At 59.2% G+C, this 21,492-nt stretch carries 25 protein-coding genes; 13 read left to right on the plus strand and 12 right to left on the minus strand.

Features of this window, described 5'->3' with window-relative positions:
• Window positions 1-293: 293 nt before the first annotated feature.
• Entirely contained in the window at window positions 294-1,661 is a 1,368-nt protein-coding gene (locus ACI3K0_RS03545) for an ATP-binding protein (RefSeq protein WP_148145761.1), read from the minus strand.
• A gap of 3 nt (window positions 1,662-1,664) precedes the next feature.
• A complete protein-coding gene (locus tag ACI3K0_RS03550) occupies window positions 1,665-2,387 on the minus strand; it encodes a response regulator (RefSeq protein ID WP_148145762.1) in 723 nt (240 codons plus the stop codon).
• Between the two features lie 423 nt (window positions 2,388-2,810).
• Between ACI3K0_RS03550 and ACI3K0_RS03555 the strand changes: the two genes are divergently transcribed.
• The 4 genes from ACI3K0_RS03555 (at window position 2,811) to ACI3K0_RS03570 (ending at window position 4,264) form a co-directional block, all read left to right on the plus strand.
• On the plus strand, window positions 2,811-3,113 hold the full coding sequence (locus ACI3K0_RS03555; protein ID WP_404944920.1) for a hypothetical protein: 303 nt from the start codon (window positions 2,811-2,813) through the stop codon (window positions 3,111-3,113).
• Between the two features lie 86 nt (window positions 3,114-3,199).
• Window positions 3,200-3,379: a hypothetical protein gene (locus tag ACI3K0_RS03560; protein WP_404944921.1), complete on the plus strand. Its 180-nt coding sequence runs from the start codon at window positions 3,200-3,202 to the stop codon at window positions 3,377-3,379.
• 122 nt (window positions 3,380-3,501) lie between these two features.
• Window positions 3,502-3,891: a group II truncated hemoglobin gene (locus ACI3K0_RS03565; RefSeq protein WP_404945111.1), complete on the plus strand. Its 390-nt coding sequence runs from the start codon at window positions 3,502-3,504 to the stop codon at window positions 3,889-3,891.
• A 22-nt stretch (window positions 3,892-3,913) separates the two neighbouring features.
• Window positions 3,914-4,264 (plus strand): DUF423 domain-containing protein, encoded by a 351-nt coding sequence (locus ACI3K0_RS03570; RefSeq protein ID WP_183821229.1) that lies wholly within the window; start codon window positions 3,914-3,916, stop codon window positions 4,262-4,264.
• A gap of 22 nt (window positions 4,265-4,286) precedes the next feature.
• Here ACI3K0_RS03570 and ACI3K0_RS03575 read toward each other — a convergent pair whose 3' ends face one another.
• The 5 genes from ACI3K0_RS03575 to ACI3K0_RS03595 all read right to left on the minus strand — a co-directional run bounded on the left by ACI3K0_RS03575 (window position 4,287) and on the right by ACI3K0_RS03595 (window position 7,324).
• Complete coding sequence (locus ACI3K0_RS03575; RefSeq protein ID WP_183821228.1) at window positions 4,287-4,508, minus strand: hypothetical protein; 222 nt, start codon at window positions 4,506-4,508, stop codon at window positions 4,287-4,289.
• Entirely contained in the window at window positions 4,489-4,899 is a 411-nt protein-coding gene (locus tag ACI3K0_RS03580) for a DUF2325 domain-containing protein (protein ID WP_183821227.1), read from the minus strand. Before ACI3K0_RS03580 ends, ACI3K0_RS03575 begins: the two co-directional genes overlap by 20 nt.
• A gap of 161 nt (window positions 4,900-5,060) precedes the next feature.
• A complete protein-coding gene (locus tag ACI3K0_RS03585) occupies window positions 5,061-5,384 on the minus strand; it encodes a FliM/FliN family flagellar motor switch protein (protein ID WP_148145768.1) in 324 nt (107 codons plus the stop codon).
• Window positions 5,385-5,543: 159 nt separating this feature from the next.
• A complete protein-coding gene (locus tag ACI3K0_RS03590; RefSeq protein ID WP_183821226.1) occupies window positions 5,544-5,969 on the minus strand; it encodes a hypothetical protein in 426 nt (141 codons plus the stop codon).
• A gap of 359 nt (window positions 5,970-6,328) precedes the next feature.
• Window positions 6,329-7,324 carry an MDR family oxidoreductase gene (locus tag ACI3K0_RS03595; RefSeq protein WP_183821225.1) on the minus strand — a complete coding sequence of 332 codons (996 nt, stop codon included), beginning with the start codon at window positions 7,322-7,324 and terminating at the stop codon, window positions 6,329-6,331.
• Window positions 7,325-7,546: 222 nt separating this feature from the next.
• Here ACI3K0_RS03595 and ACI3K0_RS03600 point away from each other — a divergent pair, with 222 nt between their 5' ends.
• Window positions 7,547-8,908 carry an NAD(P)-dependent oxidoreductase gene (locus ACI3K0_RS03600; protein ID WP_404944922.1) on the plus strand — a complete coding sequence of 454 codons (1,362 nt, stop codon included), beginning with the start codon at window positions 7,547-7,549 and terminating at the stop codon, window positions 8,906-8,908.
• 15 nt (window positions 8,909-8,923) lie between these two features.
• Window positions 8,924-10,237 (plus strand): NAD-dependent dihydropyrimidine dehydrogenase subunit PreA, encoded by a 1,314-nt coding sequence (gene preA / locus ACI3K0_RS03605; protein WP_183821223.1) that lies wholly within the window; start codon window positions 8,924-8,926, stop codon window positions 10,235-10,237.
• Window positions 10,238-10,279: 42 nt separating this feature from the next.
• Here the strand turns inward: preA and ftrA are convergent, their stop codons facing one another.
• Window positions 10,280-11,281 carry a transcriptional regulator FtrA gene (gene ftrA, locus ACI3K0_RS03610; RefSeq protein ID WP_404945112.1) on the minus strand — a complete coding sequence of 334 codons (1,002 nt, stop codon included), beginning with the start codon at window positions 11,279-11,281 and terminating at the stop codon, window positions 10,280-10,282.
• A gap of 81 nt (window positions 11,282-11,362) precedes the next feature.
• On the opposite strand from ftrA, the gene ACI3K0_RS03615 reads away from it, so the two are divergent.
• From ACI3K0_RS03615 to ACI3K0_RS03625, 3 genes are all read left to right on the plus strand, one after another.
• Window positions 11,363-11,767: a rhodanese-like domain-containing protein gene (locus tag ACI3K0_RS03615; protein WP_183821222.1), complete on the plus strand. Its 405-nt coding sequence runs from the start codon at window positions 11,363-11,365 to the stop codon at window positions 11,765-11,767.
• Window positions 11,768-12,157: 390 nt separating this feature from the next.
• Complete coding sequence (locus ACI3K0_RS03620; RefSeq protein ID WP_148145774.1) at window positions 12,158-14,065, plus strand: methyl-accepting chemotaxis protein; 1,908 nt, start codon at window positions 12,158-12,160, stop codon at window positions 14,063-14,065.
• Window positions 14,066-14,318: 253 nt separating this feature from the next.
• The gene (locus ACI3K0_RS03625; protein ID WP_148145775.1) at window positions 14,319-14,939 is read left to right on the plus strand and encodes an acetate uptake transporter; all 621 of its coding nucleotides are present in this window, start codon (window positions 14,319-14,321) and stop codon (window positions 14,937-14,939) included.
• 68 nt (window positions 14,940-15,007) lie between these two features.
• Here ACI3K0_RS03625 and ACI3K0_RS03630 read toward each other — a convergent pair whose 3' ends face one another.
• The gene (locus tag ACI3K0_RS03630) at window positions 15,008-15,928 is read right to left on the minus strand and encodes a LysR family transcriptional regulator (protein ID WP_183821221.1); all 921 of its coding nucleotides are present in this window, start codon (window positions 15,926-15,928) and stop codon (window positions 15,008-15,010) included.
• A gap of 114 nt (window positions 15,929-16,042) precedes the next feature.
• Between ACI3K0_RS03630 and ACI3K0_RS03635 the strand changes: the two genes are divergently transcribed.
• A complete protein-coding gene (locus tag ACI3K0_RS03635) occupies window positions 16,043-17,080 on the plus strand; it encodes a YeiH family protein (protein WP_183821220.1) in 1,038 nt (345 codons plus the stop codon).
• 46 nt (window positions 17,081-17,126) lie between these two features.
• Here ACI3K0_RS03635 and ACI3K0_RS03640 read toward each other — a convergent pair whose 3' ends face one another.
• Entirely contained in the window at window positions 17,127-17,318 is a 192-nt protein-coding gene (locus ACI3K0_RS03640; RefSeq protein WP_183685231.1) for a DUF2735 domain-containing protein, read from the minus strand.
• A gap of 52 nt (window positions 17,319-17,370) precedes the next feature.
• On the minus strand, window positions 17,371-17,643 hold the full coding sequence (locus ACI3K0_RS03645; protein ID WP_183821219.1) for a hypothetical protein: 273 nt from the start codon (window positions 17,641-17,643) through the stop codon (window positions 17,371-17,373).
• 92 nt (window positions 17,644-17,735) lie between these two features.
• Here ACI3K0_RS03645 and ACI3K0_RS03650 point away from each other — a divergent pair, with 92 nt between their 5' ends.
• Window positions 17,736-18,770, plus strand: coding sequence for a glutamine synthetase beta-grasp domain-containing protein (locus ACI3K0_RS03650; protein WP_148145780.1), 1,035 nt, complete (start codon window positions 17,736-17,738; stop codon window positions 18,768-18,770).
• A 79-nt stretch (window positions 18,771-18,849) separates the two neighbouring features.
• Here the strand turns inward: ACI3K0_RS03650 and ACI3K0_RS03655 are convergent, their stop codons facing one another.
• Window positions 18,850-19,488, minus strand: a complete 639-nt coding sequence (locus tag ACI3K0_RS03655; protein WP_183821218.1) for a TetR family transcriptional regulator C-terminal domain-containing protein — start codon at window positions 19,486-19,488, stop codon at window positions 18,850-18,852.
• Window positions 19,489-19,737: 249 nt separating this feature from the next.
• Here ACI3K0_RS03655 and ACI3K0_RS03660 point away from each other — a divergent pair, with 249 nt between their 5' ends.
• Window positions 19,738-20,991 (plus strand): Zn-dependent hydrolase, encoded by a 1,254-nt coding sequence (locus tag ACI3K0_RS03660; protein WP_210303561.1) that lies wholly within the window; start codon window positions 19,738-19,740, stop codon window positions 20,989-20,991.
• The gene (locus tag ACI3K0_RS03665; protein ID WP_404944923.1) at window positions 20,988-21,464 is read left to right on the plus strand and encodes a GNAT family N-acetyltransferase; all 477 of its coding nucleotides are present in this window, start codon (window positions 20,988-20,990) and stop codon (window positions 21,462-21,464) included. The genes ACI3K0_RS03660 and ACI3K0_RS03665 overlap by 4 nt, the downstream gene beginning before the upstream one ends.
• Window positions 21,465-21,492 lie beyond the last annotated feature (28 nt).

The following is a 21,492-nucleotide window of genomic DNA, read 5'->3' on the forward strand; positions in this document are numbered from 1 at the left end:
ATATTCGGTGAGCAATGAATACGAGGGGCTGCCGGGAGGTGAAAGCAGCAGCACTTGCCGTCAGGGCGAGAACGGAGTGCCGTGATCAAGGATGTTGCCTAGCCGCATCGGTTTGTAACCGTACGTAATGTGATGGTAATCAAACCGTATCAACGACGGGAAGCGGCCATGTTTCTGCGACAAAGACGCGGAGGCCTTTATCTCGTATTCCGACCACGCATAGCGGCCTGATTCCCGATGCCGAGATTGGTGGAAAAAGCTGCCAAAGACGCAGAAACACTGCGAAACAGGGCTTATGCAGCGCCTGCCTGGTCCATCAATCGCGGTAGCATGATAACAGCGCGAGCGCCGCCCGAATCGGCTTCCTCGTAACGGATCTTGCCCTGGTGGGCGTCAATGATCGACTTGGCCAAGGCAAGGCCGAGGCCGCTTCCGCCGGTATCCCTGCAGCGAGATTCTTCAAGGCGAACAAACGGGTTGAAGACGCGGGTCCGGTCCGCCTCGGGAATGCCCGGGCCGTCATCATCGATAAGGAGACATACGTCTCCCATTGCCGGACGAACGAAAATCCTCGCCCGGTAGCCGTAACGCAGGGCATTTTCCACGACATTGCGAACAGCACGCTTCAAGGCGCCCCGGCGGCCATGGATAAAGAACCGGTGTGGATTGACGAGAGTAATGTCGCCTCCTGCGACGACCAGGTCCGCAATCAGCTCCTGCATCAGATCTTCGAACTGAAATACGGTTTCCGTCTCCGTGGTGTCATAGCCGCGGGAAAGCGAGAGCGCGCCATCAACCAGTTCCTGGATCTCATCGAGACACACGCCAAGCCGATCCTTGGAATCACCGTCATCGAGAAGCTCGATCCTCAACCGCATCGCAGTGATCGGAGATTTCAGATCGTGGCCGATCGCCCCGAGCATCTTGGCGCGCTCGTTGAGCAATCTGGTAAGGCGCGCCGCCATGTCGTTGAAGGCATGAGTGAGCTTTCTAAGCTCGGAAGGACCGGAAGCCGAGATGGGCTGTGGGCTTTCGCCTCGACCAAGATTGTCGGCGGCGTTGGACAGATGCTGAAGCGGCGTGGTGATCTTTGCAACGATGATCCACACGACCGCCACGACGATCAGGATCGTTACAAGGATTGTTGCCATGAGTTGCCATGCCCATGTCTTTGGCAGGCGCATCACGTCACGCGCAGTAAGCCACCGGCCGTCATCCAGGGTGATGGAAGCCAGAAGCACCAAATTACGGCCGGGCTTGCTGGCGTGGCCCATTATTTCATGGCTCGGCGCAATTTCTGTTGCAGCAAGGATGAAACCATCCCCGACGGTTACACCGAATTTGTTCTTGAGAAAGATTGCAATGTCATCAGAGGGCAGCAGCTCATCACGCACCTGTGGAGCCGCATCGGTAATCGTAAACTGCATGCCCCATTCTGAGGGGGTTTTGATGATCGCTTCATCGTCAGCTGCAGGCAAGGTCCTCAGCAATTTTGCGGTACTGAGCAGTCGCTCGACTGCATCGAAAGCCCGATAACCAAGAATCTGCTTGTTCTTGTCATGCATGAAATAGGAAATGCTGAGTATCTGCGCCGCAAGCAGACAGCCGAGGAGCAGCAGGATAAGCTGTCCTCGAACGCTTTGGGGAACGCCGATTTTCATGTTTCAGACCTTGGTCACATCCGCAACGAGGCAGTAGCCGCCTCCGCGCACGGTGATGATGAGTTCGGGACGATCCTTACTCTGTTCGATCTTTCGCCGCAATCGGCTGACCTGATTGTCGATGGCGCGATCGAACGGGCCTGCGCTGCGCGCCGAAGTCAGCTCAAGCAACCTCTCCCGTGACAGGATGACCCTTGGTCGCTCGAGAAACGCCATCAGCAACTGAAAGTCGGCAACGGTGAGCGGTGTTTCCACACCGTCCTCGTCGACGAGGCAACGGCGATCAATCTGAAGGGACCAGTTACCGAAACGAAGCACCTGACCCCCATGCTCCCCTCCGAGCGAAGGCGCCGACGGCTCGTAACGCCGCAGGATCGCCTTGATGCGCGCCACAACTTCGCGCGGATTGAACGGTTTTGCGAGATAGTCGTCCGCTCCGAGCTCAAGGCCGATGATACGGTCCGTCTCCTCGTTGAGCGCACTCAGCATCAGGATTGGAATCTTGCTTGTGGCTCTGAGCCGATGGCAAATCGCCAATCCGTCCTCGCCCGGCAACATGACGTCGAGAACGATCAGATCGAACCCTCCGGACGTCAGGACCCTGTCCATTTCCTTGCCGCTGTCGACCGCAACCGCCCGCATGCCTACCTTCTCCAGGTAGAGCCTCAGGGCATCACGGGTCTGGGCGTGGTCGTCGACAATCAGGATATTAGGAGAGCTTGCCATGGTAGCGATTTATCCGATGCCAGATCGCCACGCATCAGGATTTTTGTAACGGCACGTCGCAGATACTTCGACTGCGACAAACCGATACCATTCTGGCTTTTGTCAGGGATAATCCGGAGACAAACATTCGCTATAAGGATTTCGTCGAAGAGTTCGAAATTCTTACCCGGTCAACGGTAGCGTCGAATTCTCCGTTGATGTTGACGCCGTGAAAAGAACCACCTTTCACAGCTCCTTGTTTTGGAAGCGCAACCGGAACCGCCGGTTTATTCTCGACCTCCAGTCAGGACACCACTCGGTTGCGCTTCCAACCTCCCCCTCCACACAGGCAACTGACTTCCTTTGTCCTTCGGCTTGAACTAAATCCCGTATTACGGGTTTCTGTTCATCGCAAAAGCCGCACCCAGCGAAGGAAGCTGTTCAATGAAACAATTGCTTGTCATAGCTCTTGCGGCAGCAACGCTGACCGCCTGCAACTCCACGGGCAACCCCGAATTTCGTGCAATAGATTATGGACCCGGCATAGCACCTATCGCCGGCAGCCTCACGTATGGCGGGAAAGCCAAAGCCCGGTTTGGAAACATGCCTGTCGGCTATACTTTCACCCACGAGTTTTTCAACAGCTTCGGAAGCCGCGTCGAAGAGCGTTATCGCGTCCTGGAAGATGGTAGCCTCGACATCTACAGCCGCCGGATCACGCCGATCACCATCAGCCACGGACGCTAGTTACCTCATCTGCGCAACAGCGTTTGTCACCTAGCGGAACAGACCGCCCCGGCAGTCGTTTTCCTCCCAACAAAATGGAGGCCACAATGGCAGAAGACAGAGACGCGCGCGAAGCGATTGAACGTGGCAGTGCCTACGCAGGGACCGGACGCCACCCGGAAGCCGGACCTCACGCCAAGGATAGCCTGACGGACCACGATAAGACACCGGGCACAGGATCTCTGCCTGCAAAGGACAGCAAGGACACCGATTCCGGGCCGGAATGAACCAAAAGCAGTGTCGTCGTTTCCCAGGCGTCCGCTTTCCCATGTGAGCGAAACGGTTAATCCACTTGCCCGCCCCTCTCCCGCCGGTTAACACCGCGTGAGGGTAATGCGGGATGGGCATGATGACGGGCGGGACCATCACTCTTTATGAAGCGATCGGCGGCGATGTGGCGGTAAAAGCGTTGGTGAAGCGTTTTTACGATTTGATGGACATTTTGCCCGAGGCACGCAATTGCCGTGCGATCCATCCAGAGAATCTCCAGGACAGTGAAGCAAAGCTTTATGAATACCTGACGGGATATCTCGGCGGTCCTCCCGTCTATGTCGAGAAGTATGGCCATCCGCGACTACGCTCCCGCCACTTCGGCGCAGCAATAGGGCCGGCCGAACGCGACGAATGGCTTTTATGCTTCAGCCGCGCGCTGGACGAAACCATTGAAAATCCAAAACTACGCGACATCATCTGGCCGCCGATCGAGCGCCTTGGCCATCACATGCAGAACAGGGAATAGGCTCTTGGAAAATTTAGCGAAAATGCGCCCGTTGATTGTCTTCGTCAGCGGCTTGATGGGTCTGTCCGGCGTGGCGCTCGCAGCCGCATCAAGCCATGGCGGCGACACGCATTTCCTTGGCAATGCCTCCACCATGTGCCTTGCCCACGCGCCGGTTCTGCTGGCGCTTTATCTTGGTCACGCAACATTCAGGACGGCAACGCTTTCCGCCCTCACCCTTGGTTTGGGGACAATCCTGTTTGCCGGCGATCTCGTGTCGCGGCATTATCTCGGAGACAGGCTTTTTCCATTCGCGGCACCGGCAGGGGGCTCGTTGATGATGCTCGGCTGGCTATTGGTAGCGGCAGGCGCCTTTCTTGGCCGCCGCACCTGACACCTCATGTCGTCCGCCGATTTTACCGGCGGAACAACAGCACCTTGCCCGCCTCCCATGACGGTACGGTCGTCGGGCTTACAGTGGCATGGGCGGGAAAACGGATGACATTGTCATCACTCCGGTCGTCACGGCTGCGGCTTGCCAGAATTTCGTAAAGCTCCGGCACCAGTCCCTCGCCATTCTGCTCCGCCAGCTTGTGCAGGCCGATAAACAGGCTGGGATCAGGACGCTCGTCTCTCATCGTTTTTTTCCTTCATCGTCTGGAGCGCACGTTCAAGACTCGATTTCGAGCCGTTGCGCAGCGGGACGAAGGTGACGCCGAACTTCTTGCAGCCGGTCTTCACCCTCAGACACGCATCGTGGCTGATACAGTCGATGGGGCAGAACACGCAGTCGACGGAGGGAAGCACGGTATCGATACGGGAGACGGCCTCACGCAGGCCACCGTCATGATGGATCAGTTCGGCCCCGTGACGAGTCGCGATTTCACGCAGATGAGCGACCTGACAGTCACGGCCACCAACATAAAGGAAGCTGCGGACATCGATCGCATCACGATCCGGTTTCGCCTGCTGGGTTGCAGGTACCGCCTCGCTTGCGCCGCCATTCTTCCGTTTCTGCTTCTTCGCCATCACGCCTCGCCTGATCGATTCTCGTCTCGGGAACCTTCGGTGAGCGGCACCTTAGATAAGTTGACTATCAGAGTAAAGATTAAACGTGAGGATCATACTCATATTTATTCAGCCATCTGAACGGCATTGGAAGCAGCCACAGATCGCCCCTCCAACGTCTCTTAGAGGCGGTTCTCGACCGACGTCATGCGGATACCGACAAAATTGTCGCGGTCGTCGGACACGATTTCGCCATGGCCGATCGTCTTTCCGTTCACCTGAATCTCGACAGGCTCACCAAAGCGTTTGTCGAGCCTGAACCATGATCCCTGCTTGGCTGCTGCCAATTGAGCGACAGAAACCTTCGCCCTACCGATGACAACCTGAACTTCAACGGGAATTTCACCAAGGCGGGCGCGAGAGGGAGCCGGCTGCATTGAGCTTTCCTCCGACACCGGAAATTCTGGAAATACTGGAGACGGCTTGCCGGCAAGGTCGTTGATCATAATGGTCACCTTCTGAAATGTGTGGGGCGCGACTCACTCGAAAATAAACGCTGCGCCCCCCGCATTCGCCCCGGACAGACAGCCGTCCTTAACGAGTCGTTAACTTCCACAGTTGACGGATCATAAAGACGCAAACACGACAGGTGATCACGAAACCGATTAAGAATGCCCGCTGCGCATCGTACGTGTCCGTACAACGGTGGAAGCGCGCATGCGCTTCAGTGTCGTCAGCGGTAATCCGCCCTTGGCCAGGGAATTGATAAAAAACGTGTCTTCCGCCTGCGAAAACACAAGGACCATCTTATCCTTCATTACGTTCCGCTTGGCACAGGTGAAGATGACCTCGTTCTCGCCAAGACAGAGATAGAAGTGGTCTGGCAGAAACTCCACCGCCCCGGTCTGAATGAGAGCACCGGTCTCGCATATCCCGACAATCCGGACCTGCAGGCTGGAAAAGGACTTCACTCCGCCATTCGGATAAACGGCACGCGCGATAATGTTAGTCCTGCGATATCGGACGTGCGGATTGTCGTTCGCCCCATAGAACTGCGCAAGATAATGGCGAGGCTTGCTGTTCTCCAACATGATGGCGACCCGGAAATGGTTAAAACAATCTTAACACCGTACCGAACTGGGAAAACACGTTCAATTATCAGATTTAAGGGGTATTTCAGATACTTGGCACATTCACAAAAGAGTAGGTCTGCCCGCGATGGGAGGCCGTCGTGAATAGTGAAAATGCTTATCGGAGGGCTGGAAACTGTCGACAAGCCGGTGGCTTGACGGAAAACGGGAGGCAGAGACGCCTGTCCCGATGCGGGCAACCGCAAGCTTTATGACTTGCGCTCCGCGGCAAGGCCGCCCGCATGGCAGGCGGCCGATTACCCTTGGATCATGCCCTCACAGTCCAGCGAAGGACCGCAAAGATAGAAACGCCGAGCCCCCTAGGCGGTGACGTCGATGACGACACGGCCTCTGATCTGGCCGTCGATGATGGCCTGCGCAAGTTCCGGCAGTTTCGACATCGGCTCGACAGTCGTGATGGCGTCGAGCTTGGTCTTGTCGAGGTCACGCGCCAGCCTGCTCCATGCCGAAAGACGCTGCTCCTTCGGTGCCATGACCGAGTCCACCCCGATCAGGGCAACGCTACGCAGGATATGCGGCAGAACGGTCCCCGGAAGATCCGCACCACCCGCCAGACCACAAGCAGCGATAGCGCCACCCCGCGCGGTCTGCGCCAGCGCATTGGCAAGCGTGGTCGAACCGACGCTGTCGACGCCGCCAGTCCAGCGTTCCTTCTGCAGCGGTCCGCCCTTCTGCTGCAATTCGGCGCGATCGATGAAATTCGTCGCACCGAGCGATTCAAGATAGGGATGGGTTTCGGGCCGACCCGTCGAGGCGGTGACCTTGTAGCCGCGGGCGGAAAGCAGCGCGATCGCCACCGATCCGACGCCACCGGCAGCGCCGGTCACCAGCACTTCGCCCTCACCCGGCTTGATTGCGCCCCATTTTTCAAGCGCATCGACGCAAAGCGCCGACGTGTAACCCGCGGTTCCGATCGCCATCGCCTGCTGCAGGGAAAATGCATCCGGTAGCGGGATCAGCCATTCGGCCTTCACCCGCTGATAGCGCCCATATGCGCCCGGTTCGGTTTCCGAAAGGCCCCAACCGTTCACGATCACCTTGTCGCCCGGCTTCCATTCTGCCGACCGTGACTCGACGACCGTGCCGGAAATATCGATACCGGCGATCAACGGCGTGCGGCGAGCAATACGACCTTTGCCGGTGATTGCCAGCCCGTCCTTGTAGTTCAGCGTCGAGTAGGCGATCTCGACGAGGACATCGTTGTCGGGCAAGTCTTTGAGGGAAACCTCCCGAAAGCCCGCGGCCGGCTTGCCGTCGACAGTGTCGATGACCATCGCTCTGAACGTTTCAACCATTTCGTCACTCCAATTGCTTTGATCTACGGAACGGTATTTAGGGCCGCCGCGGGTTCCGGCTATTGATACAGGTCACGATCGTCGGAACCGGATCCCCAGCGATCCGCCGCATGGTGCATCATCGGCAAGCTTGCCGGCAAAAATTTTACCGTTTGATAAAATTTTGAGCCGTGTTACGATCTGCCCAATAGTTGTCCATAACCATATAATGAGGGAACTCGGATGGAGCGACTGGGAAGCGGGATCGAGGCCGGCAGGCTCTCGACCAACGAATACGCATCGAATTTTTCCGACCTTCACCCGCGCCTCGACAAGCATGAGGCACTGGTGGCAGCAGACCGCTGTTACTTCTGTTATGACGCACCGTGCATGACGGCCTGTCCCACCGCCATCGATATCCCGCTTTTCATCCGGCAGATATCGACTGGCAACCCGCTCGGATCTGCACAGACCATCTTCGCCCAGAATATTCTCGGCGGCATGTGTGCCCGCGTCTGTCCCACCGAAACGCTGTGCGAGGACGTTTGCGTCCGCAACACGGCCGAGGACCGTCCGGTCGAGATCGGCAGGCTGCAACGTTACGCAACCGACATCGCCATGGAGACAGGACGGCAGTTCTTCGAGCGCAAGGCCCCGAGCGGCAAGAAGATCGCGGTGGTCGGCGCAGGTCCCGCAGGCCTTGCCGCGGCACACCGTTTGGCGGTCAACGGCCACGAGGTGACCATTCTCGAAGCCCGCGAAAAGTCCGGCGGCCTCAATGAATACGGCATCGCCACTTACAAGGCGGTCGATGATTTCGCCCAGCGCGAAGTGGATTACGTCACCGCCATCGGCGGCATCACCATCGAACACGGCAAGGCTCTCGGTCGCGATTCCTCGCTGTCCGACCTGAGCGAAGAATATGACGCCGTCTTCCTCGGCATGGGCCTGTCCGGCGTCAACGGCCTCGGCATTGAGGGTGAAGACCTGTCCGGTGTGGAAGATGCGGTCGATTTCATTGCAGCGCTTCGTCAGGCTGAAGACAAGGCAACGATCCCGGTCGGACGCCGTGTCGTCGTGCTCGGTGGCGGCATGACCGCCATCGATGCAGCGATCCAGGCAAAGCTGCTCGGCGCAGAAGAAGTGACGATCTGTTATCGCCGTGGCAAGGAAAGCATGAACGCCTCGGAATACGAACAGGATCTCGCGGCCTCTAAAGGCGTCATCATCCGCCACTGGCTGGCGCCGAAATCGATCATCGGCAAGGACGGAAAGGTCGCCGGCATCGAGGTCGAATATACCGCGATGACTGACGGCAAGCTTGCCGGCACCGGCGAGACCGGCATCATCGCTGCCGACCAGATCTTCAAGGCCATCGGCCAGGCCTTCTCAGCCACCGGCCTCGGCGCCCTGCAGTTCGAGAAAGGCAAGATTGTCGTTGACGTTCAGGGCCGTACATCGATTGAAAACGTCTGGGCCGGCGGCGACTGTATCGGCCACGGCGAAGACCTCACCGTCTCGGCCGTCGCTCAAGGGCGCGACGCCGCCGAAAGCATCAACCGCATGCTTGCCGCCGGTTCTCAACCGGCCAGTGCAGTGGCCTGAGGGGAGAGTTGAACCATGGCTGATATCCGCAACAATTTCATCGGCATCAAATCCCCCAACCCGTTCTGGCTCGCCTCGGCACCGCCGACCGACAAGGCCTACAACGTCGAGCGCGCCTTCAAGGCCGGCTGGGGCGGCGTTGTCTGGAAGACGCTCGGCGAACAGGGACCGCCGGTCGTCAACGTCAACGGCCCGCGCTATGGCGCGATTTGGGGCGCAGACCGCAGGCTTTTGGGCCTCAACAATATTGAACTGATCACCGACCGCGACCTCTACACCAATCTCATCGAGATGAAGCAGGTGAAGAAGAACTGGCCGGATAGGGCGATCGTCGCCTCGATCATGGTTCCTTGCGAGGAAAACGCCTGGAAGGCGATCCTGCCGCTGGTGGAAGAGACGGAAGTCGACGGCATCGAGCTGAACTTCGGCTGTCCTCACGGCATGTCGGAGCGTGGCATGGGCTCCGCCGTCGGTCAGGTGCCGGAATATATCGAGATGGTGGTGCGCTGGTGCAAGCAGTATACCCGCATGCCGGTCATTACCAAGCTGACACCGAACATCACCGACATCCGGCACCCTGCCCGTGCAGCAAAGCGCGGCGGTACCGATGCCGTGTCGCTGATCAACACGATCTCCTCGATCGTCTCGGTCGATCTCGACAGCTTTTCGCCCAACCCGTCGATCAACGGCAAGGGCAGCCACGGCGGCTATTGCGGCCCGGCGGTCAAGCCGATCGCGCTCAACATGGTCGCCGAGATCGCCCGCGATCCGGAAACCTACGGCCTGCCGATCTCCGGCATCGGCGGCGTGACGACATGGCGTGATGCGGCCGAATTCCTGGCGCTCGGCGCAGGCAATGTGCAGGTCTGCACCGCGGCCATGACTTACGGCTTCAAGATCGTCGAGGAGATGATCACAGGCCTGTCCAACTGGATGGACACGAAGGGCCATCAAACCCTGGACGACATCACCGGCCGCGCGGTGCAGAACGTCACCGACTGGCAGTATCTCAACCTCAACTACATCGCCAAGGCGCATATCGATCAGGACGCCTGCATCAAATGCGGCCGCTGTCACATCGCCTGCGAGGACACATCACACCAGGCGATCACCGCGATGGTCGACGGCGTCAGGCATTTCGAGGTGAAGGAAGAGGATTGCGTCGGCTGCAACCTCTGCGTCAACGTCTGTCCGGTGGAGAACTGCATCACCATGGAAGCGCTCCCCGCCGGCACCCTCGACAAACGCACCGGCCGGCCAGTCGATCCCAACTACGCCAACTGGACAAGCCATCCCAACAACCCGATGGCGCGACAGGCGGCGGAATAGGATTAGAGAAGAAGGTCGGTCGCCCTCAGTTCGACCGACCTTCTATTGCCCGAATGTCTTCCGGTAAGCTGCCGGGCTTGTGCCCAGCCGCTTGCGGAAATGATGGCGCAAGGTGGCCTGTGTGCCGAAACCGCAGGCGATTGCGATATCGTCCAGCGAGGATGAAACCCGTTTTTCGAGCAACTCGCGCGCCAGCCTCACGCGCTCTTTCACTAGCCACTCCCCCACGCTGTCGCCGGTCGCTGCCTCGAAACGGCGCTGGAAGGTGCGCATGCTCATCCCGGCCCGTTCCGCCAGCATCCGGATCGACTGTTCCTCGCAAAGCCGCTCGCGCATCCATTCGATCAGCGGCCCAAGCCTGAGACCTTCTCTCTGTTGCGGCACCGGTGAGGCGATGAACTGCGCCTGCCCTCCTTCGCGATGCGGCGGTACGACAAGCCGGCGGGCAACGCTGTTGGCCGCCTCGACACCGAAATCGCCGCGCACCACATGCAGGCAAAGATCGATGCCGGCAGCGCTTCCTGCAGCTGTCAGCGTATTGCCCTCATCCATATAGAGAACATCAGCATCGAAGGCGGCATCGGGATAGGCCTCGGCGATCGCGTCAACATACCGCCAATGCGTTGTGGCCCGCCGTCCAGATAGCAAGCCGGCCGCAGCCAGAACCGCAACGCCCGAACAGAGCGACATCACCCGCGCTCCCCGCCGATGCGCCGCCTGCAGCGCCTCGATCAGCGGCGCCGGCACCGGCTCGCCGATCCCGCGCCAACCTGGAACGATGATGAGGTCGGCCTTCTCCAGAACCTCCAGCCCGGCATCGACGGAAACAGTCAAGCCACCGGCGGCGCGCAACGGCCCCGGCTCCACGCCCGCGACGGAGAACTGATACCAGCCCTCCCCCATTTCCGGTCGCGCCAGACCGAAGACCTCATGGGCGATGCCGAATTCGAAGGTGCAGAGCCCGTCATAGACAAGGGTGACGACATGCGGACCGCTTGTCCGGTGAGTAAGTTGCTTTGGCATTTTTTTTACGCTGCAAGTCACAATGGCCAATTTCAGCCATCTCTATCATCAGGCATGATCCCCCGCAACACAGCCTCAGCGACACAAGGAAAGGATCGCGTCATGCCAAGCCCCGTCTCGGATTTCCCCGCCACCGCCCCGCAGGATGCCGCCGAACACTTTTCCCGCAAGCTCGCCTTTGAAGCGGATTGCTGGGATGTGCATGCCTCTTTCGCTTCGGGCACGGTCGATTTCGTCCTGCTCGATGTGCGCGCTCCCGCACTCTTCGCCCAGGCGCATGTTCCGCGCGCGCTCAATCTGCCCCACGGCAAGATGACCGCACATAAGATGTCGCAATGGCCGGCGGATACGTTGTTTGTCGTCTATTGCGCCGGGCCTCATTGCAACGGCGCGGACAAGGCCGCGCTGCGCCTCTCCCGCCTCGGCCTTTCGGTCAAGGTGATGATCGGCGGCATGACGGGTTGGGCCGATGAAGGCTTCGTCTATGAGGCCGCTACAGCGGCATGACAAGGAAGGAACGGCTGCGGAGTTGCAGTGCCGGCAGCCGTTTCCTGACAAAAAGCAGGAAGATCGAACAGAATCCCAGCGGACCGAATAAAAAAATCAACCCTATGCTGCACTGCAGCAAGTCATCCACTCCGTTGTACTCGCCGGAGATGAAGTGTCGGGCAAACAATGAATTTTAGCCACATCTTTTACGAGCAAATGCCCTATATTCGGTGTTTTGCTCAAAAAATAACTACAACAGCATAATGAGCCTGCAAGCAAATAATGCAGCATCGAGAGCATTTTAACTCACAATTAGTTCAACCCTGACAATATTTTAGCGCAGCATCCTGACACGTCTCGTAAGACGGCAGCGAGCTGATGTGTTGGGCAAACTAAATGGTGTGCATTATGGCATTTCGAGATATGGCTATTTCGAAGAAACTCGGTCTAGTCACCGTCGTGATGGGCCTTTCTTCCCTGATTATTGCGGGCGTTGCGGCGTCTGGCCTGTTCGGCCTTCAGAAAGCAATGATTTCCGTCGGCGCCCGCGAGGAAGTCGCCCGCGAGGCGATGGACCTGCGCGTCGATATCATTGCCATCAGCCGCATGACCTACCAGCTGGCGGCAGCGCCGGACAAGGCGAAGGATTTTCGCGCGGATGCCGAAAAACGCGCCGGCGAAATGCTCGCCCGCCTGCCAAAGATCGAAGCCACCGCCGATGCCGCCGAAAAGGATCAGCTGAAGGCGATCCGCGGCGCTCTCGACAGCTATTTCACTTCGATCCGCGGCATGGTCGATATCGCCGAAAAGAACCCGGCAGATACGGCCGCGATCACCGGCGGACTGAAGGCCGCACTGGATGGCCAGAAGGCCGTCACGGACACGGTCAAGGTCTACAGCACCTATTCCGGCAAGTCGCTGGCCGAAGCGCGCGAAGCCGCCGTCGCCTCCTCGACGACCGCCATCCTGATTTCGGCAATCTCCGCCATCATCTTCATCGTCATCGGCGCTGCAATCAGCCTGATGGTTGCGACCCGCGGCATCGTCAGCCCGATCCGTTCGCTGACCCAGGCCATGACCCGCCTCGCCAATGGCGAACTCGACAACCTCAAGATTGATGCCGCCCGCAAGGACGAGATCGGCGAGATGGCCCGCGCGGTCGAAGTCTTCCGCACCAATGCGCTCGCCATGAACGAACTCAAGGCCCAGGAAGCCGCCCTGCATCGCAACAGCAGCGACCTGCAGTCGAGCATCTCCACCGTCGTTGCCTCCGCCGTCGCCGGCGATTTCTCCGGCCGCATCTCCAAGGACTACCAGAACGAAGATCTCAACCGCTTCGCCTCGGGCGTCAATGAGTTGGTCGGAAGCGTCGACGCCGCCACCACCGAAGTCCGCCGCGTTATCGCCGCGCTCGCCGATGCCGACCTGACGCAAAGCATGAACGGCCAGTTCCAGGGCGCGTTCGCCGAACTGCAGACCAACGTCAATAATACGATGGTGCGCCTGCGCGGCACGATGAACAATGTCCGCGGCGCAGCCGGCACGATCAACAACAACTCCGCCGAACTGTCGTCGGCCGCTAACGATCTGTCGAAGCGCACGGAACAGCAGGCAGCCGCACTTGAAGAGACCGCAGCCGCTCTCGACGAGATCACCGCGACCGTCCGCGCCGCATCTTCCCGCGCCACTGAGGCCCGCGACATGGTGCATGCCACCAAGCAGAGCGCCACGAAGTCCGGCGACATCGTCCGCTCGGCCGTCACCGCCATGGGCCGCATCGAGGATTCATCCAGCAAGATCAGCCAGATCATCGGCGTGATCGACGAAATCGCCTTCCAGACCAACCTGCTCGCGCTCAATGCCGGCGTCGAGGCTGCCCGTGCCGGTGAAGCCGGTCGTGGCTTTGCCGTCGTCGCACAGGAAGTCCGTGAACTGGCACAGCGCTCTGCAAACGCCGCCAAGGAAATCAAGACCCTGATCAGCGCGTCTGCTGCCGAAGTCGAAGGCGGCGTGTCGCTCGTCCGTTCGACCGGCGACGCGCTGCTTGAGATCGAAGGCCTCGTCAACAAGGTCAACGAGCATGTGGAATCGATCGCAACTGCCGCCCGCGAACAGGCAACGGCGCTCGCCGAGATCAATTCCTCGGTCAACCACATGGACCAGATGACCCAGAAGAACGCGGCCATGGTCGAAGAGACCACTGCAGCCAGCGAAACGCTCGCAGAGGAAAGCCGCCAGTTGCAGCAGATCCTGTCGAGCTTCAAGCTCGGCGGCGCGGAAGCCGCCCCCGCTCGCGGCATGCGCTACGCAGCCTGACGGCATCACGCATCAGACATGAGAAAGCCCGGCAATGCCGGGCTTTTTTCGTTGTGGCAAACCACATCCTCCATAGCACCAGCCGCCAACAGAAATTGCAAAAGACAACTATCGGATGAGACCAACCGCCGCACTTGATCGAGATCACTCTCACTCGGCAAACGCCGCGCTAGTCAGCGCACCCTAATGCGCGCTGCACACATGAGGAGGGTGGCAGCATGTTGAACACAGCCACCCCAACCATGGATCTCAGATGAACGCGAACGTCCCTCCGTCCTCCACCAGCACAGCAACACCAACCGAACACGCGGCAGCCTCGCATGGCGGCCACGGCAATCCCGCCGTCGTCGGCCTCGCCGGCTTCGGCATGACCACCATTGTCCTTCAGTTCCACAATGTCGGCTGGGCATCGCTTGGACCGGTCATCTGGATGGGCCTGATCTTCGGCGGCCTGGCCCAGCTGATCGCCGGCCTGCATGAAGGCAAGATCGGCAACAATTTCGGCTATAGCGCATTCACCGCCTATGGCTGCTTCTGGATCGCCCTTTGCCTGATCCAGATCGGCAATGCGATGGGCCTCTTCGCAGTCAGCGAAACCGATCTCGGCTGGTTCCTAGTCATCTGGGCAATCTATACCGCCATCATGACCCCCGGCGCGATGCGCGCCAGCACTGGCCTCGGCCTGGTCTTCATCACCCTGTTCATCGGCTTCGTTCTGCTCGTCATCGGCCATTTCGGACCGCATGTCTTCAACGTCATCGCCGGTTACGAACTGATGGTCTGCGGCGCGCTGGCGCTCTATGTCATGGCGCACCAGATTTACAAGGACGCCTTCGGCCGTGACGTGCTGCCGGTCGGCAAGCCGATGATCTAAACAAGATCCACCGAGACTACCGACATTGCACGGCCTCGTCTTTTTTCAAGGACGGGGCCATTTTTGTATCATCCGGCGCCGGCGACGCCTGCCAGCCCCTCGTCTCCAAAATCCTCATCGAGAAGATCCAGCATCGAGCGCAAAGCGCGCGTCACATGCCGCTCGGAATGATAGGCGGCGGAAAATCGCCGTAGCGGCATGGGAAAATCCACCACATGCAGCCGCCCGGCCATCGAGTGAAACTGCGTTGCACGGCTGGAAAGCACGGTCGCAGAAAGCCCCGCCTCCACCGCCGCCATCGCCGCCTCGTTTGACGGCATTTCAAGCACGACGGAAAGCGCCTGCGGATCGAGACCGAGGCTAGAAAGCTGGCTCTCGAAGGCGGCTCTCGTTCCCGACCCGGCTTCGCGCATGATCCAGTTGGTTTCCAGAAGATCACTCGCCACAAGTTTTCGCCCATCCGCCCAGGCATGGCGACGGCCGACGACGAGCACAAGTCGATCCTCCGCCACGGTCGAGCGCTGCAGGTCAGGAACCACGACCTCCCCCTCGACCACGGCAAGATCCGCCTCACCTCTCACTACCGCCTCAACGGCACCCTGCGTATTGCCGACGATCAGCCGCAGGTCGACGCGCGGAAAACGCTCGTGATAGGCAACCAGCCGGGAGGGAAGCCAATAGCTCGCCACCGTCTGGCTAGCATGGACGCGCAGAACGCCGGAAGCAGAGCCACCGAGATCGGCAAGCGCCAGCTCGGCCGCCCGCACCCGCTCCATCACCGCCCGCGCCTCATCGACGAAAAGACGGCCCGCTTCCGTTAGTCCGATACGCCGTCCGACCCGGTTGAACAGAATAACGCCATGGCGGGCTTCCAGCGCCGAGATCGCGGCACTTACAGCCGACTGCGTGAGATGGAGCGTTTCTGCTGCGCGCGTCACATGCTCAAGCCGCGCAACCTCCAGAAATATCTTCAATTGTTCCAGCGTCATCAGCAAACCATTCGATTTTATCGAACAATACCACAAAACTTATGAGTTGGATTTGTTCTTTTACGAAATGGAGAATGACATTCGAGAATCCCGTGATTTTGTGGAATTTTATCGATGTCGTTTTCAGATTGGGCAGAACGCCCTTACTCATCGCTATCCGGACTGAAGCCGCTTCTGCCCGGTCTTGCGCTGACGGCAACGACCGCTGCAGTAGCGCTGGCGATCAGGTCCGCAACCGGCTGGATGGCCCTCAGTCCGCTCATTCTCTCCATCATCCTCGGCATGCTTATCCGCAATACCATCGCCCTGCCGCAGATCGTCGAAACCGGCATCCAGTTCTCGCTGAAGCGCATCTTGAGAGCAGGCATCATTCTGCTTGGCCTGCAGGTCACGGTAACCCAGATCCTGTCGCTCGGCGGCTCGGCCCTCATCATGGTGACGCTGACGCTGGTGGCGACTTTCCTCGCAATGCGCCTGGCCGGCAGGCTGATGGGCGTCGACCGTCAATTGACGGATCTGATTGCGGCCGGAACCTCGGTCTGTGGCGCATCGGCCGTCATCGCCGCCAATACCGTCGTGCGCGGCAGGCAGGAACATGTCGCTTATGCCGTGGCCTGCGTCACCCTCTTCGGTTCGATTTCGATGATCGCCTACCCGCTGCTGGCCGTACCGCTAGGTCTGGACGAACGCGCCTATGGCCTCTGGTCGGGCGCAACCATTCACGAAGTTGCGCAGGTCGTCGCGGCATCGTTTCAGGCGGGTGATGTGGCCGGCCAGTTCGGCACGATTTCCAAGCTGACACGCGTCGTCCTGCTCGCGCCGCTGATCATGACGCTGGCGATCGCGATGCGTTCGGACGCAGGCGCAGACACGGGCGAAGGCCAGCGCGTCTCGACACCCATGCCGTGGTTCGTCCTGGGCTTTATTGCGATGATGCTGGTGAATAGTGCTGTTTCTATCCCGGCCGACATGAGCCGCCACATCGTGATGCTGACCAACTTCCTGCTGTCCATGGCGCTTGCTGCAATGGGACTGCAGGCAAATATCGGCAAACTGCGTGCTGAGGGATGGCGACCGCTGGCGCTGGGCGCATTCGGCTGGATTTTCATCGCAGCCTTCGGCTATGCCGCACTGAAGCTCTTCGGCTTCTGATCAGCCACCCGCGAGCGGGTGGCTTCGAACACTTTGGAAATCCGGGTCAGCAGGGTTTGGGCGTGTCGTGCGCGTGCTCATCCTCACGAATGGCCTCGCCGTGATACCAGCAAGTATCCACCACGGAGAAAATCACCTCCTTGGAAGAAGCCGGCGCTGTCAGCCCGTTATCGAGACGTCTCCGCTGCATCAGGGGAAACTCATAAATTTTTGCTGTTTCACGATGGATGCCTGCCATCAATCGCCTCCTGAAAGACTGCATCACATTGGACAGGCACATATTCTGCCTATTATTTAATCCAATTGCTGCATTTTACATCATTCCGATGATTTCCGCCAGCGGAGATTGTAATCAAATAACTTTGCACAACGCCGCACGCCGTTAACCCGAATAAACGTTGACGCACCCTCCTGAGTTCCGGATGAGGGAGTCTATCTTCGAATTCGGCTTGTTTATTAAGCAAATCCAAACAAGACGGCTTATCGAAAACGGCCCATTTGAGCGGCAGTGACATTTTTTTCATCGCCGCCGGCTCACGCAGGCGCAAACTGGCACGCAGCATGCATTCATTTGTTTAAGCCCGGGATGCTGACCTTGATGAAAGGCGTCCTCGGATTGGCTCAACGATGAACACTACGGCCTGAGAGACAAAACATGACCAAGTATAAGCTCGAGTACATCTGGCTGGACGGCTACACTCCCGTCCCGAACCTGCGCGGCAAGACGCAGATCAAGGAATTCGATTCTTTCCCGACGCTCGAGCAGCTTCCGCTTTGGGGCTTTGACGGTTCCTCAACGATGCAGGCCGAAGGCCGTTCGTCTGATTGCGTCCTGAAGCCTGTCGCAATCTACCCGGATCCGGCCCGCACCAACGGCGCGCTCGTCATGTGCGAAGTCATGATGCCGGATGGCGTCACTCCGCATTCGTCCAACAGCCGTGCAACCATCCTCGACGACGAAGATGCCTGGTTCGGTTTCGAACAGGAATATTTCTTCTACCAGGACGGCCGTCCGCTCGGCTTCCCGGAACAGGGTTACCCGGCTCCGCAGGGTCCTTATTACACGGGCGTCGGTTACAAGAACGTCGGCTCGGTTGCTCGCGAAATCGTTGAAGAGCATCTCGATCTGTGCCTCGAAGCCGGCATCAACCACGAAGGCATCAATGCCGAAGTGGCCAAGGGCCAGTGGGAATTCCAGATTTTCGGCAAGGGCTCCAAGCGCGCCGCCGACCAGATCTGGATGGCTCGTTACCTCCTGCTCCGCCTTTGCGAACAGTACGGCATCGACGTTGAATTCCACTGCAAGCCGCTCGGCGACACCGACTGGAACGGCTCGGGCATGCACTGCAACTTCTCGACCAAGTACATGCGCGAAGTTGGCGGCAAGGAATATTTCGAAGCCCTCATGGCTCAGTTCGAAACGAACCTGCAGGACCACATCGACGTTTACGGCCCGGACAACCATCTGCGTCTGACCGGCAAGCACGAAACCGCTCCGTGGAACAAGTTCTCCTACGGCGTTGCTGACCGTGGCGCTTCGATCCGCGTTCCGCATTCCTTCGTCAACAACGGCTACAAGGGCTACCTCGAAGACCGTCGTCCGAACTCCCAGGGCTGCCCTTACCAGATCGCTTCCCAGGTTCTGAAGACGATCTCGGAAGTACCGACCGCAAAGTCGGCTGCTGCCTAATAAAAGTCCTCCCAAGGATAAACGGAAACGCCGGCTTCAAGCCGGCGTTTTCGTTTTTGGTGGTGACGGAGATTGCAGACTACCGCACCCGCAACCCATCCATGAACAACTGCTCCAGAAACCTCGCAGCATCCTCGAACCGCCCCTCGCCGGAATGCGCCTGGCCCAGCACCGCCCTTACCTGTACATCGAAGTCGGCATAATGCTGTGTCGTCGACCAGATCGAGAAGATCAGATGATAGGGGTCGCATCTGGCGATCTTGCCGGCACGCGACCAGGCACGGATCACACCGGCCTTTTCGTCCACCAGCGCTTTCAACGGCCCTTTCAGCTCATCCTCGATCCGCGGCGCGCCCTGCAGGATTTCATTGGCGAACAGCCGGCTCTCGCGGGGAAAGTCGCGCGCCATTTCCAGCTTGCGACGAATATAGGAGCGGATCTCGCTTTCCGGGTCGCCATCCGCGTCAAACACCCTGAGCGGCTCCAGCCATGTGGTCAGAACCCGGTCGATCAACTGCCGGTGGATTGCTTCCTTGGTACGGAAATAATAAAGAAGATTGGGCTTCGACATGCCGGCCGCCTCGGCGATCTGGTCGATCGTCGAGCCGCGAAAACCGTTCTGCGAAAACACGTCGAGAGCCGCCTCGAGGATCAGCTCTTCCTTCTCCTCCTGGATACGCGTGCGCCGCTGTGTCTTCGCCGCTCTGGAAATGGCCATTCAGTATTGTGTCCCTGTGGCTGCCATCGTGGGTCCCCATCGCCAAATTCTTCAAAACATCTGAAGTGGGACGATTTTCAGCTTGAGTGCTGCTGGGGAAATTGTAAGCTTTTACCAAGCGGTTAAATTATCGGCGACAAGCGGCTCAAACGCAATGCCGATCTTCCGGATTCAAGACCGGATGAGGCCCATGGGAACGAACAGATTTGCTGCCGGTCAGCAGAGCATAAACAGATAAGGAATTTCAAAATGGTGGCAGCACCGGGCGAGAACTTGCGCGTCAACGGCGACCGTCTCTGGGACATGTTGATGGATATGGCAAAGATCGGTCCCGGCATTGCCGGCGGCAACAATCGTCAGACCCTGACGGATGCCGATGGCGAAGGCCGCCACCTTTTCCAGCGCTGGTGTGAAGCGGCCGGCATGACGGTCGGCGTCGACAAGATGGGCACGATGTTCGCCACCCGCCCCGGCTCTGACCCGGATGCCCTGCCCGTCTATATCGGCTCCCATCTCGACACCCAGCCGACCGGAGGCAAGTTCGACGGCGTGCTCGGCGTTCTGGCCGGTCTTGAAGTCGTCCGCTCGATAAACGACCTCGGCATCAAGACGAAACACCCGATCGTCGTCACCAATTGGGCAAACGAGGAAGGCGCGCGTTTTGCGCCTGCCATGCTCGCATCCGGCGTTTTTGCCGGCGTCCATACGATCGATTATGCCTATGGTCGCAAGGATCCCGAAGGCAAGACCTATGGTGATGAGCTGAAGCGCATCGGCTGGCTGGGCGATGAGGAAGTCGGCGCCCGAAAGATGCACGCCTATTTCGAATATCATATCGAACAGGGCCCGATCCTCGAAGCTGAAGACAAGCAGATCGGCGTGGTCACCCATTGTCAGGGCCTTTGGTGGCTGGAATTCACGCTAACCGGCAAGGAAGCCCATACCGGCTCCACCCCGATGGCGATGCGCGTCAACGCCGGCCTCGCCTTTGGCCGTATCATGGAGAAGGTGCAGGAGATCGCCATGGCCGAACAGCCCGGCGCTGTCGCAGGCGTCGGCCAGGCCTTTTTCACCCCGAACTCCCGCAATGTCCTCCCCGGCAAGGTCGTCTTCACCGTCGACCTGCGCACGCCGAGCCAGGAAAAGCTCGACCGCATGCGCGCAAAGATCGAGGCAGCAGCGACGGAAGTCTGCGAAGCCCTCGGCGTCGGCTGCTCGGTCGAAGCAGTCGGCCATTTTGATCCGGTCACCTTCGACCCGACGCTGGTCGGTCGCGTGCGCGGTGCGGCCGAAAAGCTCGGCTACAGCCACATGGACATCATTTCCGGCGCCGGCCACGACGCTTGCTGGGCTGCAAAGCTTGCCCCGACCACGATGATCTTCTGCCCCTGCGTCGACGGACTGTCGCATAACGAGGCCGAGGAAATCTCGAAGGACTGGGCCGCCGCCGGCTGCGACGTGCTCTTCCACGCGGTTGTCGAGACGGCGGAGATCGTCGAGTGACCGTCACGATTGCCATTGAGCAGCCGAAACAGCCTGACGTCGCCGCCCTGATCGGGCTTTCCGACGACTACATGGCATCGCTTTATCCGCCCGAAGGCAATTTCGCCGTGGATCTCGACGCATTGTGCCAGCCCGACATTTCCTTCCTGGTCGCAAGACTGGACGGCAAGGCGGTCGGCTGTGGCGGCATCAAATGGTTCACGGATGGCAGTGCCGAACTGAAACGCATCTTCGTCCATGATGATGCACGCGGCCACGGCATCGGCCGGAAGATTATGGCCGAACTCGAGATGCAGGCAGCTTCGCGCAATGTCATCCGTCTCTATCTCGAAACCGGCCCGCTGAATGTCGAAGCCGTTCGGCTGTACGAAGCGCTCGGCTACCAATCTTGTGGCCCGTTTGCGGATTACGAGGAAAATCCGCACAGCCTGTTCATGACGAAGGATCTCAAACAGCGGGAGGCTGCGCAATGAGCGCCTTCTTCGCATCGAAACCGAAAAT

It is taken from the genome of Rhizobium sp. ZW T2_16, assembly GCF_044987325.1.
GTDB classification, from domain to species: domain Bacteria; phylum Pseudomonadota; class Alphaproteobacteria; order Rhizobiales; family Rhizobiaceae; genus Neorhizobium; species Neorhizobium cellulosilyticum.